We start from the raw sequence: 19,266 nt of genomic DNA on the forward strand, positions 1-19,266 counted from the left end.
TTTTATCCTATTAGGAGGTAGCTTATGTTACAGATGTCAAAAGAAGAACTCGTTAGCTTAGGAGCTGAGGTGACCACCCGTGAAATTAGTCAGCAGCCAGAATTGTGGTTGGAGACTTTAACTATTTTTCAACAGAAAAAACAAATGATTGAGCAGTTTTTAGAAAAAGTTATCTGTCAATCAGATGGTAAGAAAGTTCGTGTACTGTTTACAGGAGCGGGAACATCTCAGTATGTTGGAGATAGTATTTTTGCTTATCTTAGAAAATTTGGAGACCGAAAACATTTTGACTTTGAGAGTATTGGAACAACGGAGCTTGTTTCTGCGCCAGATTATCATTTATTTTCGGATGAAGTTTTGCTCCTGGTTTCTTTTGCTCGAAGTGGAAATAGCCCAGAAAGCTTAGCAGCAGTGGACTTAGCTCGAACAATTGTTCCTAATTTGTATCAGCTAACGATTACTTGTGCTCAAGATGGAGAGTTGGCTAAGCAATCGGTGGATGATGAAAAAAATCTGTTACTTTTAATGCCAGAAAAATCAAATGATGCTGGCTTTGCAATGACAGGGTCGTTTACCTGTATGATGTTAATGGCTTTGTTGATTTTTGATCAAAGTTATCATTTATCTGAAAAAGAATCTCTCGTGTCGGTTTTGTCTGCTATGGGACGAGGTGTTTTGGATAAGGTTAGACAGATAAATGATTTATTAGATGGAACATTTGACCGACTGGTTTATCTTGGATCAGGAAGTTTTTCTCTTTTAACCAGAGAAGCACAATTAAAAATTTTAGAGTTGACAGCTGGTCAGGTCGCAACTATTTTTGACTCTTCAATGGGCTTTCGTCATGGTCCCAAGTCCTTTATTACGGATAAAACCTTGGTGTTTGGTTTTTTAAATAATAACACTTATACTAGAGATTATGATTTAGATATTTTAGAAGAAGTTGCTGCAGATCATATCGCGAAATCGGTGATAGCGATTGGTCAACAAGGGAAGAAAAATTTTTCTGGGCAAATGATTAACTTAGGAAGTGAGCCGCTGTTAAGAGATGCTTATCTAGCCTTTCCTAGTATTATGGTTGCACAGATTATTGCTCTGTTAAGTGCCATTAAAGTAAAAAATAAACCAGATACGCCATCTGTAAGCGGTACGGTTAATCGTGTGGTTAAAGGTGTTCGAATTCATCCCTATGGAAGATAAGGAGTAGCTTATGTGGACATTAAGTGAAGAAAAACGTCAACGTTTAGAGGCAGTGTCACGACAAGATGGTATTATTTCAGCCCTGGCTATTGATCAAAGAGGGGCTTTGAAAAAAATGTTTGAACAATTTGGGTATCAACCGAGTAAGGAAGTCATATCAGAGTTTAAAGGATTAGTGTCAGAAGAATTAACACCGTATGCATCCTCTATTTTGTTAGATCCTGAGTATGGATTAGATGCAGCAAACATCAGAGATAAAGAAGCTGGGCTTTTGCTAGCTTATGAAAAAACAGGATATGATACTAGCCGCCCAGGTCGTTTACCAGATTTATTACCAGAGTGGTCCGTTCTTCATCTGAAGGAACAAGGTGCAGATGCTATCAAATTTTTGCTCTACTATGATATTGATGATGATCCTTATGTGAATAATGTGAAACATATCTTTGTTGAGCGATTAGGGAGCGAATGTGCGGCAGAAAATATGCCATTTTTCTTGGAATTATTATCTTACGATGCAAAGGGATCAGATAAGCAATCTAAGGAATTTGCAGCTGATAAGCCAAGAAAAGTCATTAAAATGATGAAAGAATTTTCAAAAGCTGATTACAAAGTGGATGTGTTAAAAGTGGAAGTTCCTGTTGATATGCGCTATGTGGAAGGTTTCGGAGAAGAAGTGGTCTATACAAAATCAGAAGCTATGGCTTATTTTAAAGAACAGTCAGATGCGACCCATTTGCCATTTATCTTTTTAAGTGCAGGAGTCTCAGCTCAACTTTTCCAAGACACTCTAAGGCTTGCTCACGCATCAGGTTCTCAGTTTAATGGTGTCTTGTGTGGTCGGGCTACTTGGAAGGATGCTGTGGAACCATTTGTTCAAAATGGTGTGCTTGCGACAAGAGAGTGGTTAAGACAACAAGGAAAATCTAACATAAATGCTCTTAATGAGGTGCTAGTCGAAACCGCACATCCTTGGTGGAATAAGTTAAGTTGATAGTGAGATAGCTAAGGGAGTGGGAAGACCTCGATTGGTTAATCACCTTACTTCCCAACATGTAAGTTCGTGCTAAAATCCTCTACTAGGCTACTTTGACTTATTTTATTTCCTGGCTCAAACAGTCCTTACTCTGACGGTTTGACCTCTCTCTGTTCGCAACAGTAGCTAAGGTAGATTTGAAGTGTAAAACACGAACTGAGGATATTGGCTTTACAAATCCTATCTAACAGTCCACTAGGTTAACTACTGTGTCAAGATGTTATTAGGAATTCTAAATAAAGAGGTTGGACTGATGGTCCAACCTCTTTTAGCTGTTTGCTTTAATTTCAAATTTATAATATTTCCAGTGTTTGTAGGTTTCTGTGTATTCAAGGATGCTTTGAGTAACAGATGATTGTGTTTTTTTGATTTGAAGGATACTCGCTTCTGTTGGGGATAAATTGAGTGCTTCTTGAACAGGTTTTGGGCTAGGTATGACAACTTGGTTAGTTTCAATAAAGGGCTCTTCGGACATATGGATATTAAAATCTAGTTTAAAGCGTTGATAAATAGACTTGAAATGTTGAAGATCAGCCTCTGGGTTTAGAATATAATATCTTGGAATATAGGATTGGTGGTAAAGGTAAGGGGAGCCATCTGCATAGCGTAGGCGGATAATTTTATAATAATACTCTGTTTTTGGTAGCCCAAGCTTTTCTAAGTATTCAGCGTCATTTCCTTTTTGAATGGATAAGACAGTGACTGTATCGGTTTCAATAGGAAAGAGCTCCATGTCTGAAAACTCTACTAACTTTCCTTTTCTAGCACGAGAGATGAAGGTTCCTTTACCTTGTTTTCGCACAAGGTAACCATCTGAGACCAGTTCTTTGATGGCACGGATAACAGTGATTGAGCTGACGCCATAGATGTCAACTAGCTCTGCTTCAGTATAAAACTTATCTCCGTTTTCAAATTTTCCAGAAATAATCTGTTGGCGAAGATCATTTTTGATTTTTTGATATTTGGGTTCTGCCATAATGACCTCCTTTCAATTAAATAGGCTGCTTATTTCATCATTTATTATACTAAATTTTTTGAGAAACTGCACTTAAAAACTTGATATAACCATTAAAATATGTTAATATATCAATATAAAAAGAAAACGTTTTCAAATTAACTTTATTTAAGGAGGTCACTATGCCTCGATTTGAAGTTAGAGATCAATTTTTATTAGATGGGAAGGCCTTTAAAATATTATCAGGTAGTATCCATTATTTTAGGGTACCTCCTGCTGATTGGTATGCTTCCTTATATAATTTAAAAGCTTTAGGCTTTAATACTGTTGAAACTTATATTCCTTGGAATTTTCATGAAGAGAAAGAAGGGATATTTGATGCCAGTGGTGAAAAAGATTTTGAGGCTTTCTTGGATTTAGCTCAAGAGTTAGGTTTATATGCCATTATACGCCCTTCTCCTTATATTTGTGCAGAATGGGAGTTTGGCGGTTTACCAGCTTGGCTTTTGACTAAAAACATACGGATTCGTTCGTCAGATGAAAAATTTTTAACCTATCTAGCAAGATATTATGATTTTTTACTGCCAAAGCTCGTGAAACACCAGTTAGATAATGGTGGTAATATTTTGATGTTTCAAATAGAAAATGAGTATGGCTCCTATGGGGAAGATAAAGTTTATCTAAGAAAGGTTAGGGATTTGATGCTTGAAGGTGGGATAAGTCAGCCGCTGTTTACATCAGATGGCCCTTGGCGAGCTACCTTAAGGGCAGGAAGTTTAATTGAAGATGATATTTTGGTGACTGGGAATTTTGGCTCCAGTGCCCAAGAAAATTTTGCCCAAATGCAAGCATTTTTTGATGAAAATGGGAAAACATGGCCCTTGATGTGTATGGAATTTTGGGATGGCTGGTTTAATCGCTGGGGGCAAGAAGTTGTCAGACGAAATCCTAAAGAGCTGGTTGAGGCTGTCATGGAAGCGATAGAACTTGGATCGATTAACCTCTATATGTTTCATGGTGGTACTAATTTCGGCTTTAAAAATGGTTGTTCTGCTAGGGGACAGACGGATTTACCGCAAATTACTTCTTATGATTATGATGCGCTATTGGATGAATCAGGCAATCCTACGGCCAAATATTTTGCCTTACAGGAGGCCTTGAAAGCACGTTATCCAAATTTATGGTTTGATAAACCACTTACAAAATCTTTTATGGAGAAAAAAGGGATTGCTTTAGAGGACAAGATGTCCTTGTTGGACAATTTAGATCAGTTGGCAAGCTATCAGATCAATTGTCTTTACCCTCAAAACATGGAAGATTTAGGTCAAAATGAAGGGTATATCCTTTATGAGACCACTATCAAAAAAGATAAGGAGGAGGAGCGACTAAGAATTATTGATGCGAGAGACCGAATTCACCTCTACTTAGATGGTCAACTAATGGCAACACAATACCAAGAAGAAATTGGTGGAGATATAGAGGTTCCTCTTTTGTTGGATACCCTAAGTATCCAAATTTTAGTTGAAAATATGGGGCGAGTGAATTATGGTCATAAGTTGCTGGCACCTAGTCAAAGAAAAGGACTAGGACGGGGAATGATGGCGGACTTGCATTTTGTGACCAATTGGACACACTATGGTTTAGATTTTTCAAAATGGAAAGATTTAGATTTTTCAAAAGAGTGGAAAAAAGGTGTAGCAGGACTTTATCGCTATCAGGTTAATCTAGATGAGCCTTCAGCCACTTATCTAGATGTATCACAATTTGGAAAAGGCTGTGTGATGGTAAATCATCATCTGATTGGTCGTTTTTGGGATATTGGTCCTACCTTATCCTTATATATTCCAAAAGAATTCTTTAGGAAAGGGGCTAATACGGTTCTGATTTTTGAGACAGAAGGGCGATATGCAGAGGCGATTGATTTTGTAAAAACTCCAATTTATAAAGAGATGTGAGGGGATCATTATGACAATCATTGGTGCACGTATTGATGGGCGTCTGATTCATGGTCAGGTGGCAAATTTGTGGACAACCAAACTACAAATTAGTCGTATCATGGTGATTGATGATGAGGTCGCTCAAAATGACATTGAAAAAAGTGGGTTGAAATTAGCGACGCCAGCGGGTGTGAAATTGAGTGTGCTTCCTGTGGAAAAAGCAGCGCAAAATATTTTAGCAGGAAAATATGATTCACAGCGTTTGTTAATTGTGGCTAGAAAACCAGATCGTTTCCTTCGTTTGATTGAGTATGGTGTGCCATTAAGTGAAATCAATGTAGGAAATATGTCACAGACAGAAGAAACCAGATCAATCACACGTTCAATCAATGTTGTTGATCGTGATATAGAAGTTTTTGAGGCTCTTAACAAACAAGGAATTCATTTAATTGCTCAAATGGTACCAAGTGATGCCGTTGAGGAATTTATGCCTTTACTTAGAAAATAATCCAAAATCTTATAGTGTGAGGAGGAGAAAATCATGATTCAATGGTGGCAAATTTTATTGCTGACGCTCTACTCTGCTTATCAAATCTTGGATGAGTTGACTATTGTATCGTCAGCGGGTTCTCCAGTATTTGCAGGTTTTATTACCGGCTTAATTATGGGAGATTTAAAAACAGGTCTTTATATCGGTGGTGCTTTGCAACTGGTTGTTCTTGGTGTAGGGACCTTTGGTGGCGCATCACGTATTGATGCGACATCGGGTGCTCTTCTTGCGACTGCCTTCTCTGTTGCAACTGGAATGGATAGAGAATTGGCTATTTCTGCCATTGCGGTCCCTGTTGCAGCTTTGATGGTTTATACAGATGTTCTAGGTCGCTTCTCAACAACTTATTTTGCACACCGTATTGATAAACATGTTGAAAACTTTAACTATAAAGGTATTGAACGTGACTACCTTTTGGGAGCTATTCCTTGGGCTTTATCTCGTGCCTTTCCTGTATTTTTGGCCCTTACTTTAGGTGGGGATGCCGTTAAAACCTTGTCTGATTGGATTGCTAACAATGCACAATGGTTAGCAGATGGATTGATTTTAGCTGGTAAAATGCTTCCAGGTGTTGGTTTTGCTATTTTACTACGTTATCTTCCAGTTAAGAAAAACATGGCTTACTTGGCGCTTGGATTTACCATCACAGCTATGCTGACAACCTTATTTGGTTATGTGACAACCTTAGCAGGTGGTGTCGGTGTGGTAGCAGACATCGCAAAAGCTTTGGATGGTGCTCAATTTAATGGTCTTCCAATGATTGGAATTGCTGTTATCGGTTTTGCTCTAGCAGCTATTAGTTATAAAAATGCAATCAATGTACCAACTGTGGCAACTGTAACAAATCAGTCAGAAAGTGGGGAAATTGAAGATGACGAACTATAAATTAACAAAAGCAGATTTTAATCAAATCAATCGCCGTAGTCTCTTCACCTTCCAGTGGGGCTGGAACTACGAACGGATGCAAGCTTCAGGATATCTGTATATGATTTTGCCACAGTTAAGAAAAATGTACGGAGATGGCACTCCTGAGCTGCAAGAAATGATGCGCCTACATACTCAGTTCTTTAATACTTCGCCATTTTTCCATACTATTGTGACAGGGATTGACTTGGCTCTTGAAGAAAGTGAAGGCACAAAATCAAAAGAGGCTGTCACAGGTATTAAGACTGGTTTGATGGGACCATTTGCTGCGATTGGGGATTCTATTTTTGGATCAACTATTCCTGCCATCATGGGTGGTTTGGCTGCTGGTCTTGCAACAACAGATGGTAATCCGATTGGGATATTCCTTTGGATTTTAGTGGCTGTAGCTTATGATATTTTCCGTTGGAAACAATTAGAGTTTGCCTATAAAGAAGGGGTAAGCTTGGTGACAACCATGCAGCACCGTTTGACAGCTTTAACAGATGCCGCATCTGTTCTTGGGGTCTTTATGGTCGGCGCTTTGATTGCTACCATGATTAACTTTAAATTTACTTATGCACAAGATTTTGGTGGTGTTGTGTTTAATCTTCAAGAAACACTGGATAAAATCTTCCCACGTCTAGTAGCAGCTCTTTTTGCAGGCTTTATTTACTGGTTACTTGGTAAAAAAGGAATGACTTCTACTAAAGCGATCTTTATTGTGATTGCAATAGCCGTAGGAGTATCCTTCCTATCTTGGTGGCTAAAAGTTCCTATTTTAGGAGTATAGGAGTGTGACATATGACAAAGCAATTGGTTTTGATCAGTCATGGTCGGTTTTGTGAAGCCTTAAAAGAGAGTACGGAAATGATTATGGGACCACAAAATCAAGTTCACGCACTAGCTCTTTTGCCAGAAGAAGGTCCTGATGATTTTAGAAAAAAATTTGAAGCATTGACAAAAGATTTTGATCAGTTTATCGTCATGGCAGATTTGCTAGGTGGAACTCCAGCAAATGTTGTCTCAAAACTCTTACTTGAAGGGGGCAATTTTGATTTCTATGTCGGGATGAACATGCCGATGGTTATTGGTTTTTTAAACGGAATACTACTAGATCAAGAGGTCGATCTTATTCAATATGGAACCAGCAACATCAAACGTGTCAACGATTTATTATTAGTCGCTGATGAGGATGATGAGTGAGAAGTAGCTGGAGCGATCTAGCTACTTCCATTTAAGTGGTAAAGTAGGGAGCGATGAGGTCTAAAGAGTATTATTTAGTGGATGTTAAGATAGTTACTTTTTTTGAAAAATCAGGTTGCTTATAGTGATAAAGGGGTGAGATAAAGTGATTTTTAACATTTTTCCACTCCTTTTATTGAGGTGAGGAGCGATGGATAAGATAATTAAAGTAAAACCATTTGGTTCACAAAGAGCCAAGTTATTGATCTTAAAAAATAGTAGAGGGATGACGGTCAGTCTTAGTAATTTTGGTGCTCGTTTGGTTGGAATAACCCTTCCTTTAGAAGATGGGGAGCGACAGGTTATTAAAAGTTACTCTTCTGATGAAGCTTATAAGGAACATGATAGTTATATTGGGGCTAGTATCGGTCCTGTTGCAGGTCGTATTAGAGATGGTTTTGTTGAGTTGTCGGAAAAAAACTATTATTTAGACCAAAATGATGGGCAAAACACGCTTCATGGAGGAAGAAATAGTTATGAGGTGATTTATTGGGATTATTTTATCAATACTGTGGATAATAGTGTGAGTTTTAGTCACAATTTCGAGGAAAACTATAAGGGATTTCCAGGAAAGCTTTGGGTGATGATTACTTATCATTTGGATGAGGACGATACTTTAAGGATTACCTACGAAGCAAAATCCACAGAGGATACTTATTTTAATCCGACCAATCACGTTTATTTTAATCTAACAGGCCATTTTAATCATTCTGTCGAACATCATCTGGTTAAAATTGCTTCTGATTATGTAGCCAAATTAGGAGAGGATCATTTGCCAACAGGAGAATTGTTACCAGTTCTCTATAGTCCATTTGATTTTAGAGATTATCAGGAATTTGCTTCTGGTTTTCATTCATGTCATCCACAAGTTAAAATGGTAGGGGGGTATGATCATGCTTGGTTATTGGCAGATTATGATGTGCCAGTCCAGGTTAAGAGTCCTGATGAGAAAATTTGCTTAACCATGACAACAGATCAACCTGCAGTGGTGATTTATACCTATAACCATGGCAAAAACAAGGAGAAGCATTCTGCTTTTAGTTTAGAGGCTCAAGCTGTCCCTAACACAGTAAAAGAAAAACAGTTTGGTCATATTTTACTTGAAGCTAACAGGCTTTATTCTAGTCAGACCACTTATCATTTTGACTTTTAAGGATTATAAAAGACTGTGACCGAAATCTTGATCATGTGACTGACAGGAAAAGATCAGGATGGGGCACAGTCTATTGTTTTGAAGTGAGAGTAAAAATGTTCTTGCATTTTATAAAAAACTATAGTAATATAAAAAGGTAGCCGCTATAGTTAAATGGTATAATAGAGCAATGGTAATGCTCAGTTCCGAGTTCAATTCTCGGTGGTGGCATCAAGAAACAGAGAGAAACCTATCGTTTAGGTTTTTTTATTTTAAATAGATTAGCTTTGAAGAAATACTGGCAATATCCTTGAAGTCTAGGCTTTTTTGAGCTATAATAAGTAAGATTGTAACTTGTGAGAAGAGGAGAAAAGTGTGTCTTACGAACAAGAGTTTTTAAAAGAGTTTGAAGAATGGGTAAGCCAACAGGTCATGATCAATAAAATGGCCATGGAACAAAGTCAGGCTGTGTGGGAAGAAAGTCAAGATGAGCGTGCCAAAGAGGCTGTTATTCGTTATGAAAGTCGTCTGGATGCTTATCAGTTTCTAACCACTAAGTTTGCCAATTATCATGATGGCAAAAGTTTTCATGATTTACCAGATGATTTATTTGGAACCCGTCCCTATTAAAAACCAGAAAGAGAGAATTTAGGATTATAATGGCTAAGAAAACAGTAAACCGTAAAAAAGCATTACGAAAAGAAGCAGCAGATCTTAGAAGAAAAGCAGGTCAGAAGATTGAGCGCGTGGTGAAGGCAGTTGAAGAAGCACCTCAAAAAGTAGCTTCTACGATTACTACAAGTTTTGAAGCTTTCTCTAACATCAAAGAACTAGCAGGTCTGCCAGAAGCACGTTTGAAAACGTTTTATGAAGAAGGAATTACTTCTTTAGAAGCATTTGCAACTTGGACTGAAAAAGAGTTGCTAGCTTTAAAAGGGATTGGTCCAGCAACTATTAAACAGTTAAAAGAAAAAGGGATTGACTTTAAAGCCTAAGAAACACCGTCCCTAAAATCACTTAACAATAATACTGGATAATTAATGGACAAGACATGAATCAACAAGACTTTATCAAACAATTTAAAAAAGTTCATGGGCGCAAACCCTCTCCAGCTGAATTGCATCAAGCTATTCAAGAGGGACGTGTGGAAGTAACCTCTCGTAACCTATTGTCTAAACGCCTTTTTTTAGGACTTGGGATAGCTGTTTTGGGAGTAGGTGGCTTTTGTTTGAAGCAGGCTTTGCAAGATGCTGAGCAAGTAAAGGTTGTCAAGGTAACCCCTTCAAAACAGAAAGAAGCAACAAGTACCTCAAAAACTACCTCCACAAGCTCCACTTCACGTTCAAGCTCTGCTTCAACAACCGCTAAAGCCACGTCCACAAGTTCCACTTCAAGTTCAAGCTCTACTTCAACAACTGCTAAAACCACAGAAACGACATCCAATAAAATGGATATAGAAGCGCTTTATAAGAGAGATTTAAGGAGTGTTCAGGGGGAGTGGACTAATGGTCAAGATACTCTGAAGTTGACGGATAAGCTGGTGGGTGATGTGGAGGTTATGCAACATGAAGATGGTTATGTTGAATACATCGTAACAGAAACTGGTGTGAGAACCAGTCGCATGGCTTACTTCTTTTTTCCTGCTGGCACTCCAACCATTGATTTAGCTGGTGCACAGATTTCAAATCAGGATGATACAACTAAGGATCGTGTTCTTGTGATGTCTGAAATGTATGGTTCATTTTATTACAGGGCTGATGAAAAAAGTGACAAGCAAGATGCATCAGTAGAAGGCGTGCAGGCTCAGATTAAAGAGCGGGTAAATCAGTACCGTAAGGATATCAATCGCTCATTGGCAACGCGTACAGATGCGATTGCTGATAATTTTGTAAAGGGATCTGAAAGTCATCGTATTACAGTTGATTGGGTGGTCAATGATTCAGCAAATGAGGGGATTGCGCGTTATGACTCCACAACCGATAGTATCTCCAATATTCAAGTATCAGGAAATACAGTCACTTGCGATATTTCCTATACCACTATCACTTCTTATACTGATGGTCGTTCACCAGCAACAGGTCACTCCAATCGACATTACGTTTTTGAAAAAACAGCAACAGGTTTGCTGATAAAGGACTTTGGTGGTCTGATAGAGTAAGGGCCAACAGATTGGTTTAAAGCAGGTGAGAGAGTTTGAGAAATCCAGTAAATTTCTTGCACTTGCCTGTCTTATTTGCTACAATAATAGCATTCAGAGGTGTTTTGGACTCCATTTGTCACAGGAAGCGGTGGTACTGAGAAATCCGCACAAATGTCAAAACTGGTTGCTGATGTTTTGAATCGAATAGATAAAGTGCAGATAATCTATCTGAACAAGGGTGGTACCGCGGAAATCAACTTCGTCCCTGTCTAGCAAGTCTAGACGGGGATTTTTGATGCTTTATGAGTATTATAGTAAGGAGATAAGGATGAAAGTCATTGGAGAACTAAAAGATAATATGTTACCAGCTGTGGAGACGGAACGTCTCATCTTGCGTCAGCGGACGATAGATGATGTGCCAGATATGTTTGCTTACGTTAGCTTAGAAAATGTGGCTTATCCAGCTGGTCTGCCACTCATTGCAACCTTGGAAGACGAGTATGATTATTTTGAAAATCACTACTACCAAAATCTTGAGAAAGAAAATCTGCCATCAGGCTATGGTATAACAGTCAAGGGGAACGACCGCATTATTGGCTCTTGCGATTTCAATCACCGTCATGAAGATGATGTCTTTGAAATTGGCTACATGCTCCATCCAGATTATTGGGGGAAAGGCATCATGGCAGAAGCTGTAGAGGCATTAATTGAGGTTGGATTTACACTTCTTAACCTTCATAAAGTCGAAATTGTTTGCTATGACTACAATAGACAAAGCAGACGTATCGCTGAAAAACTCGGTTTTACTCTGGAAGCTAGCATTCGTGATCGAAGAGATATTCAAGGCAATCGCTGTCATGATTTACGATACGGTCTGCTAAAAAGTGAGTGGGAGAAGATGAAAGAGTCAAGATAAAACTAGAAAAATGAGAACTTTTATCCAGAAGAACCAGGTCGGATTAAGGTTGAGTTGGTGGGGTGAATTTAAAATAGAGAGGACTCAAAATGGAAGTACAACAACCAATTAGAGATACAAAAGAGTTAGAGGCAATTGATACCTTATCTAATCGTTATAAGAAGTTAGTTGAGCCTAATCATTTGATGAAGTTTGGAAATGAATTAGGTAAATTAGTTCCTCAGGAAATAAAAAACTTTGTAGGTGGAATTGGACAAAATATTTCAGAACAAGAATTATATATCAAGGTTTTGGAACTGTTAGGTCAAGGTTTCCATGAAATTGAAAAACAAGCTGCAAAGTATTCCATTAGCAAAAAGGAAGTTGTTAAAAAATACAAGGGTGTCGAGTCTTTTGAAGAAATCGTCCTATTAAGAAGCTACCAGATTGCTAAAGTTGTTAGTGATTATAAAGTTCAAGATTTATTAGCTGCAGGGGTACAAGGAGCTGCTACAGGAGCACTTGGTTTTGCGGGTATTCCATTTAATCTAGCTTTAAGTACGTTTTTATACTTCCGTGCTGTACAGTCTATAGCACTACATTACGGATATGATGTTATCAATGATCCTGATGAGTTGGTAATTGCAAGTAAGGTTTATACTGATGCGATGAGTCCCTCAGTTAAAGGTGGGACTGACGAGCTTTCAACTGCTATTGCTAAAATTATGATAATGAGTAAGGCTACTATCATTCAACAGACTACTAGAAAAACTTGGTCTGATATGGCTGCTCGTGGTGGAATACCATTATTTTTGACTCAACTGAGAGCATTGGCTCACAAATCAGCACAGAAAGCAGTAGAAAAAGCAGGTCAAAAAGGACTAGAAAATACCTTGTTTAGAGAATCATTTGAGCTGATTGGAAAAAAACTGACTCAAAAAACTATAGAACGCAGTATTCCTGTTATTTCAGCAGGGATAGGGGCATTGATTGATACTGCTCAAATGCGTTCTGTTCTAGAGTTTGCAGATGTTTTTTATCAAAAACGCTTCCTAGCTGAAAAAGAGTACCGTATAGAATTACTAAAAAATAAAGATACCACAATAATTATCGATGCAGAATTCACAGAAAGTGAATCTAAAGGAGAAAAATAAATGTCAAAAGAATTATCACCAAAATACAATCCAGCCTCTGTTGAGGCTGGTCGTTATCAAACTTGGTTGGACCAAGATGTTTTTAAGCCGTCAGGCGATGCGGAGGCTAAGCCTTATTCTATCGTTATTCCACCGCCAAACGTAACTGGTAAGTTGCACTTGGGACACGCTTGGGATACCACCCTTCAAGACATCATTATCCGCCAAAAACGCATGCAAGGCTTTGACACTCTCTGGCTTCCAGGTATGGACCATGCGGGGATTGCCACTCAAGCTAAGGTGGAGGAGCGCTTGCGTGAGCAAGGTGTGACCCGTTATGATCTTGGTCGTGAAAAATTCCTCGACAAAGTTTGGGAATGGAAGGATGAGTACGCAGCGACTATTAAAGAGCAATGGGGCAAGTTGGGGCTGTCTTTGGACTACCAACGTGACCGCTTCACGCTGGACGAAGGGTTGTCGAAAGCTGTTCGCAAGGTCTTTGTAGAACTCTACAAAAAAGGCTGGATCTACCGTGGCGAATTTATCATCAACTGGGACCCTGCAGCTCGTACAGCTCTTTCTGACATAGAAGTTATCCACAAGGACGTCGAAGGTGCTTTCTATCACATGAATTACATGTTGGAAGACGGTTCTCGTGCCCTTCAAGTTGCGACAACTCGTCCTGAAACCATGTTCGGTGACGTTGCGGTTGCGGTTAACCCAGAAGACCCACGTTACAAGGACTTGATTGGCAAAAACGTTATCCTGCCAATCGTTAACAAGCCAATCCCAATCGTTGCGGATGAGCACGCAGATCCTGAATTTGGTACTGGGGTCGTGAAAATCACGCCTGCCCACGATCCAAATGACTTCCTCGTAGGTCAACGCCACAATCTGCCACAAGTCAACGTTATGAACGATGACGGTACCATGAACGAATTGGCAGGCGAATTTGCAGGTATGGACCGCTTTGAAGCCCGTAAAGCAACCGTTGCGAAGTTGCAAGAACTGGGTGCCCTTGTCGAAATCGAAAACCGTGTGCATTCAGTCGGTCACTCGGAGCGTACAGGTGTGGTAGTCGAGCCACGTTTGTCAACTCAATGGTTTGTTAAAATGGACCAACTGGCTAAGAATGCTATTGCCAACCAAGACACAGATGATAAGGTAGAATTTTATCCACCACGTTTCAACGATACCTTCCTCCAATGGATGGAAAATGTACACGACTGGGTTATCTCGCGTCAGCTTTGGTGGGGGCATCAGATTCCAGCATGGTATAACGAATCTGGCGAAATGTACGTCGGAGAAGAGGCTCCAGCAGGTGACGGTTGGGTACAGGATGAGGATGTCCTAGATACCTGGTTCAGCTCTGCCCTTTGGCCATTCTCAACCATGGGCTGGCCTGACGAAAATGCGGCGGACTTTAAGCGTTACTTCCCAACCTCAACCTTGGTAACGGGCTATGACATCATCTTCTTCTGGGTGTCTCGTATGATTTTCCAATCGCTTGAGTTCACAGGCCGTCAGCCATTCAAGAACGTGCTGATCCACGGTTTGATCCGTGACGAAGAAGGTCGCAAGATGTCTAAGTCACTCGGAAACGGGATCGACCCAATGGATGTCATCGAGAAATACGGTGCGGACGCTTTGCGTTGGTTCCTGTCAAACGGCTCTGCTCCTGGTCAAGATGTTCGCTTCTCTTATGAGAAGATGGACGCGTCTTGGAACTTCATTAACAAGATTTGGAACATTTCCCGCTATATCCTCATGAACAATGAAGGGTTGACCTTGGATGCAGCGCGTGAGAATGTCGCTAAAGTCGCAGCAGGTGAGGCTGGTAATGTGACGGATCGCTGGATTCTCCACAACCTAAACGAAACCATTGCCAAGGTCACTGAAAACTTTGACAAGTTCGAGTTTGGTGTGGCTGGTCACATTCTCTACAACTTCATCTGGGAAGAGTTCGCCAACTGGTATGTCGAGCTGACCAAGGAAGTGCTTTACAGCGACAACGAGGCTGAGAAAGTCATGACCCGCTCTGTCCTTCTCTACACGCTGGACCAAATCCTTCGCCTTCTCCACCCAATCATGCCGTTTGTGACGGAAGAAATCTTCGCTCAGTATGCTGAAGGATCAATCGTAACAGCTGACTACCCTGTGGTCAATGAAGTATTTGAGAATGCTGACGCTCATAAGGGTGTAGAGAGCTTGAAAGACTTGATTCGTGCCGTTCGTAATGCGCGTGCAGAGGTTAACGTAGCACCATCAAAACCAATCACTATCTTGGTGAAAACAAGTGACGCTGAATTGGAAAGCTTCTTCACGTCAAATGTCAACTACATCAAACGCTTCACCAATCCAGAAACCTTGGAAATCTCAGCTGATTTGACAGCGCCAGAATTGGCCATGTCAGCCGTGATTACAGGAGCTGAAATCTTCTTGCCACTAGCAGACTTGCTCAATGTTGAAGAAGAATTAGCCCGCCTTGATAAAGAATTGGCCAAGTGGCAAAAAGAACTAGACATGGTTGGCAAAAAACTCGGCAACGAACGCTTCGTCGCCAACGCCAAACCAGAAGTCGTTGAAAAAGAAAAAGAAAAACAAGCCGACTACCAAGCTAAGTATGATGCGACAGTAGGACGGATTGAAGAGATGAAGAAATTGGTTAAGTAGGTAGAATAGGATAAAATACCCAGCCCAAAAAGGCTGGGTTTTTGTTTAAGTGTTAGCTGAGATAATGTTAGGAAGAATAGAAAATAATGAAACTTTGTTTCTAGTGAAGTATTTTTCTATCTTTACATATTTTTGAATTTTTATAATAATAGTATTATCTAACAACAAAGGAAATAGTCATGGCTAATAACCAATTATTTAAAGATAACCTTCTTCATTCTTTGCAATATGGTTTTATTGATAGAGAGGTTTTTCAAGAAGGAGTCTATTCGCCTAAAATTTTAATTAATGATACAGAAACTCATCGTTATGTTTTAAATGATATTCAAGAAGAATTAAGCAAGGCTAAATCCTTTGCTTTCAGTGTGGCTTTTATTACTCAGTCTGGACTAGCCCTGATTAAAAGTCAATTATCAGATTTGGCGGATGAGGGAATACAAGGGAGAATTTTAATTTCTCCGTATCTGGATTTCAACGACCCCATAGCGATGAAGGAATTGCTTAAACTGAAAAATGTCCAAATACGGATAACACCAGTCAATTTGCAAATGCATGCTAAGTTTTATCTGTTTGAGCAAAAAGATAAGCAAGTTATCATTTCTGGTAGTTCCAATTTAACGCATACGGCTTTAAAAGTGAACTATGAGTGGAATGTGAAGTTGACATCTACACATAATGGTGATTTTATTCAGGATGCAAAAGAAGAGTTTGAGCGTATTTGGGAAAAATCAATCGTTTTAGATATAGAAGCAATCAATGCTTATTCGGCTCGTAGAAAGACGGTGATACAACCAGCAACGATCCAGGATGAGTCAATAGCCCCTTACCAAGAATCTATACGCCCCAACAAGATGCAAGAGCAAGCTCTAGAAGGTCTCGCAACCGTTAGGAAAAATGGTGCACAAAAAGCTCTGGTCATTAGTGCAACTGGAACAGGAAAAACCTATCTTTCTGCTTTTGATGTTAAACAATATAATCCAGAGAAAATGTTGTTTATTGTCCACCGAGAACAAATTCTTCAGAAATCATTAAAAGATTTTCAAAAAGTGTTAGGTTTTGAGGATGATGAGGGTTGCATTTATAAAAGTGGGATGGATATTTCACAAAAGAGGTATATTTTTGCGACCATTCAAACCATTTCGAGAGAAGACAATCTCCAATCACTTGCTCCAACTTTCTTTAACTATATTTTGATTGATGAGGTTCATAAAGCGGGTGCAGATACCTATAAAAAAGTGATGAATTATTTTCAGCCAGATTTTTATTTAGGGATGACAGCGACACCTGAGCGAACAGACGGACAAAATATTTATGAGCTTTTTGACTATAATATTGCCTATGAGATTCGCTTACAAGAGGCACTTGATAATGATATGCTCTGTCCATTTATATACTACGGCGTTTCAGACATTAAGATTGATGGCCGATTGATAGGTGAGAAAGCCACTTTTTCGAATTTAGTATCAGACCAGCGTGTTAATCATATCTTAGAAAAAGTCGCTTACTACGGAGTTAGCGGAGAAGTGGTTAAGGGGTTGATTTTCTGTTCTTCTGTTAAAGAGGCAAATGAATTAGAAAGTCAATTTAATAATAGGGGACTTCGCACACGTGCGCTATCAGGAGAACATAGTCAAGAAGAGCGACAGCGAGTTGTTCAAGAATTAGAAAATGGGAACTTAGACTATATTTTAACGGTTGATATTTTTAATGAGGGAATTGATATTCCAAGTGTCAACCAGGTTGTTATGCTTCGTAACACCCAATCAAGTATCATTTTTATTCAACAATTAGGACGAGGCTTAAGGAAGCACGATTCAAAAGAGTTTGTTACGATTATTGATTTTATTGGAAACTATCAAAACAACTATCTAATTCCAGTTGCACTTTTTGGTGACCAATCAATGAACAAGGACAATTATCGTCGCGACGTCAGAGAGCCAAATATATTAAAAGGATTGACGACAATCAACTTTGAGAAGGTTGCCAAAGAACAAATTTTTTCATCTATCACAAATACGACACTTTCATCAATTAAAATTTTACGAGATGCTTTTAAAGACTTAGAGAACAAGTTGGGTAGAATTCCATATCTATCAGATTTTGTGAAATTGAATAGCATTGATCCGCTTGTCTTTTTTGAAAATTCCAATTTTCAAAATTATGGAGATGTCATCAATAAATTTTCAGAAGAAACAATCCTTCTATCAGAAGTTGAAAAGCGATTTTTGAATTTTATTACGTTTGAAATCTTAAATGGAAAACGAAAACATGAACTATATTTGCTGAAGTTACTTGTCGAAAATGATGGCATAGTTTCATCAGATAAATGGTTTGAAACAATTATTGAGCACGATTTGGATTTCAGAACAGAAGCTCTGGAATCTGTAACAAGGGTGTTGAATTTATCGTTTTTAAAAGCACAAGAGCAGAAGAAATATGGTAGTGATCCATTAGTTAATTTTGATGGAAATATGTATAGATTGAATAAAGAAATCCATCAATCGCTGTTGAATAACAAAAAATTTGCTCAATTATTTATGGATGTTATTAAAACTGGAATTTTAAAATCGAAAGATTACCCTGAAATTTTCACACTGGGTCAAAAGTATACTCGACGTGATGTGCTTAAATTAATGAATGTCTTAAAAGACGAGCCGCCATTAAATATTGGTGGATATAAAATCGACAAGGAAACCAATTCTTGTCCGATCTTCATCACTTATCATAAAAGTGAAGACATTAGTGATACCATAAAATACGAGGATGAGCTGCTGAATGAGTCAACTTTGAAGTGGTTTTCAAAGAATAGACGCACTTTGGAATCCAAAGATGTATCAACAATCATCAATTCTAATGAAAATGGATTAAGGCTAGAACTTTTTGTCATAAAAGATGATTCAGAAGGTGGAGAATTTTATTATCTTGGTCCACTAAGATACGTTGAAAATAGTGCAAGTGAAATGATAAAATCTGGGGACTCAGTCGTTCAAATGTTATTTAAGTTGGATTCACCAGTAGAGACAAACTTGTATAAATACTTGACAGACAAATAAAAAATAGAGATTCGTTAGAATCTCTATCTTTTTTGCAAACAGTTAACAGCTGGAATATCTACTGGTGCCCATTCTAAGTCATCTAATTGTTCAATTGGAAGCCATTTAGAATCTTGGTGTTCTAATAAGGTTAAATTTCCAGCGACTAATTGTGAAAGGTAGGTTTTCATTGTCACAATACCAAAGTCATATTCGTAAGATGCTTCATTTAGGAAAGAAATGATTTCGATTTCAGAATCAAATTCTTCTTTGATTTCGCGAACTAGGGCTTCTTCGGGTGTTTCATCAGCTTCGAGTTTTCCTCCTGGAAATTCCCAGTATCCTTCTAAACTCTTTCCTTCAGGACGTTTAGCACAAAAGATTTTTCCATCTTTTACGATTGCTGCAGCCACCACGTTAATAATTTTTTTTGACAAG

At 38.7% G+C, this 19,266-nt stretch carries 17 protein-coding genes and 1 tRNA gene; 16 read left to right on the forward strand and 2 right to left on the reverse strand.

Going from position 1 to position 19,266, the window contains the following annotated elements:
- The first annotated feature begins 24 nt into the window (after positions 1 to 24).
- Positions 25 to 1,200, forward strand: coding sequence for an SIS domain-containing protein (locus ACEE75_RS02910; RefSeq protein ID WP_447575179.1), 1,176 nt, complete (start codon positions 25 to 27; stop codon positions 1,198 to 1,200).
- 10 nt (positions 1,201 to 1,210) lie between these two features.
- The gene (gene lacD, locus ACEE75_RS02915) at positions 1,211 to 2,191 is read left to right on the forward strand and encodes a tagatose-bisphosphate aldolase (protein ID WP_427895655.1); all 981 of its coding nucleotides are present in this window, start codon (positions 1,211 to 1,213) and stop codon (positions 2,189 to 2,191) included.
- A gap of 310 nt (positions 2,192 to 2,501) precedes the next feature.
- On the opposite strand, the gene ACEE75_RS02920 is transcribed toward lacD, so the two are convergent.
- A complete protein-coding gene (locus tag ACEE75_RS02920; RefSeq protein WP_447575181.1) occupies positions 2,502 to 3,209 on the reverse strand; it encodes a GntR family transcriptional regulator in 708 nt (235 codons plus the stop codon).
- 161 nt (positions 3,210 to 3,370) lie between these two features.
- Between ACEE75_RS02920 and ACEE75_RS02925 the strand changes: the two genes are divergently transcribed.
- The 14 genes from ACEE75_RS02925 (at position 3,371) to ACEE75_RS02990 (ending at position 18,849) form a co-directional block, all read left to right on the forward strand.
- Complete coding sequence (locus ACEE75_RS02925; RefSeq protein WP_447575183.1) at positions 3,371 to 5,143, forward strand: glycoside hydrolase family 35 protein; 1,773 nt, start codon at positions 3,371 to 3,373, stop codon at positions 5,141 to 5,143.
- 10 nt (positions 5,144 to 5,153) lie between these two features.
- Entirely contained in the window at positions 5,154 to 5,633 is a 480-nt protein-coding gene (locus tag ACEE75_RS02930; protein WP_354368187.1) for a PTS system mannose/fructose/N-acetylgalactosamine-transporter subunit IIB, read from the forward strand.
- Between the two features lie 33 nt (positions 5,634 to 5,666).
- Positions 5,667 to 6,560, forward strand: coding sequence for a PTS mannose/fructose/sorbose/N-acetylgalactosamine transporter subunit IIC (locus tag ACEE75_RS02935; RefSeq protein WP_447575185.1), 894 nt, complete (start codon positions 5,667 to 5,669; stop codon positions 6,558 to 6,560).
- Entirely contained in the window at positions 6,541 to 7,371 is an 831-nt protein-coding gene (locus tag ACEE75_RS02940) for a PTS system mannose/fructose/sorbose family transporter subunit IID (RefSeq protein ID WP_447575187.1), read from the forward strand. The genes ACEE75_RS02935 and ACEE75_RS02940 overlap by 20 nt, the downstream gene beginning before the upstream one ends.
- A gap of 11 nt (positions 7,372 to 7,382) precedes the next feature.
- Positions 7,383 to 7,784 carry a PTS sugar transporter subunit IIA gene (locus ACEE75_RS02945; RefSeq protein WP_447575189.1) on the forward strand — a complete coding sequence of 134 codons (402 nt, stop codon included), beginning with the start codon at positions 7,383 to 7,385 and terminating at the stop codon, positions 7,782 to 7,784.
- Between the two features lie 190 nt (positions 7,785 to 7,974).
- Complete coding sequence (locus ACEE75_RS02950; protein ID WP_447575191.1) at positions 7,975 to 8,976, forward strand: aldose epimerase family protein; 1,002 nt, start codon at positions 7,975 to 7,977, stop codon at positions 8,974 to 8,976.
- A gap of 139 nt (positions 8,977 to 9,115) precedes the next feature.
- A tRNA-Thr gene (locus tag ACEE75_RS02955) sits at positions 9,116 to 9,186 on the forward strand.
- A 144-nt stretch (positions 9,187 to 9,330) separates the two neighbouring features.
- The gene (locus ACEE75_RS02960; protein WP_354368179.1) at positions 9,331 to 9,585 is read left to right on the forward strand and encodes a DUF1912 family protein; all 255 of its coding nucleotides are present in this window, start codon (positions 9,331 to 9,333) and stop codon (positions 9,583 to 9,585) included.
- Positions 9,586 to 9,614: 29 nt separating this feature from the next.
- Positions 9,615 to 9,950 carry a helix-hairpin-helix domain-containing protein gene (locus ACEE75_RS02965; protein ID WP_354368177.1) on the forward strand — a complete coding sequence of 112 codons (336 nt, stop codon included), beginning with the start codon at positions 9,615 to 9,617 and terminating at the stop codon, positions 9,948 to 9,950.
- Between the two features lie 56 nt (positions 9,951 to 10,006).
- Positions 10,007 to 11,113, forward strand: a complete 1,107-nt coding sequence (locus ACEE75_RS02970; RefSeq protein ID WP_427895673.1) for a hypothetical protein — start codon at positions 10,007 to 10,009, stop codon at positions 11,111 to 11,113.
- Between the two features lie 310 nt (positions 11,114 to 11,423).
- The gene (locus tag ACEE75_RS02975; RefSeq protein WP_354368173.1) at positions 11,424 to 12,011 is read left to right on the forward strand and encodes a GNAT family N-acetyltransferase; all 588 of its coding nucleotides are present in this window, start codon (positions 11,424 to 11,426) and stop codon (positions 12,009 to 12,011) included.
- Positions 12,012 to 12,100: 89 nt separating this feature from the next.
- Positions 12,101 to 13,144 carry an EcsC family protein gene (locus tag ACEE75_RS02980; protein WP_354368171.1) on the forward strand — a complete coding sequence of 348 codons (1,044 nt, stop codon included), beginning with the start codon at positions 12,101 to 12,103 and terminating at the stop codon, positions 13,142 to 13,144.
- On the forward strand, positions 13,145 to 15,796 hold the full coding sequence (locus ACEE75_RS02985) for a valine--tRNA ligase (RefSeq protein ID WP_449164880.1): 2,652 nt from the start codon (positions 13,145 to 13,147) through the stop codon (positions 15,794 to 15,796).
- A gap of 179 nt (positions 15,797 to 15,975) precedes the next feature.
- Positions 15,976 to 18,849, forward strand: a complete 2,874-nt coding sequence (locus tag ACEE75_RS02990) for a DUF3427 domain-containing protein (protein WP_449164879.1) — start codon at positions 15,976 to 15,978, stop codon at positions 18,847 to 18,849.
- A gap of 23 nt (positions 18,850 to 18,872) precedes the next feature.
- Here ACEE75_RS02990 and ACEE75_RS02995 read toward each other — a convergent pair whose 3' ends face one another.
- On the reverse strand, positions 18,873 to 19,265 hold the full coding sequence (locus tag ACEE75_RS02995) for a (deoxy)nucleoside triphosphate pyrophosphohydrolase (RefSeq protein WP_427894825.1): 393 nt from the start codon (positions 19,263 to 19,265) through the stop codon (positions 18,873 to 18,875).
- Position 19,266 lies beyond the last annotated feature (1 nt).

It is taken from the genome of Streptococcus sp. 11273D007BT, from assembly GCF_053547195.1.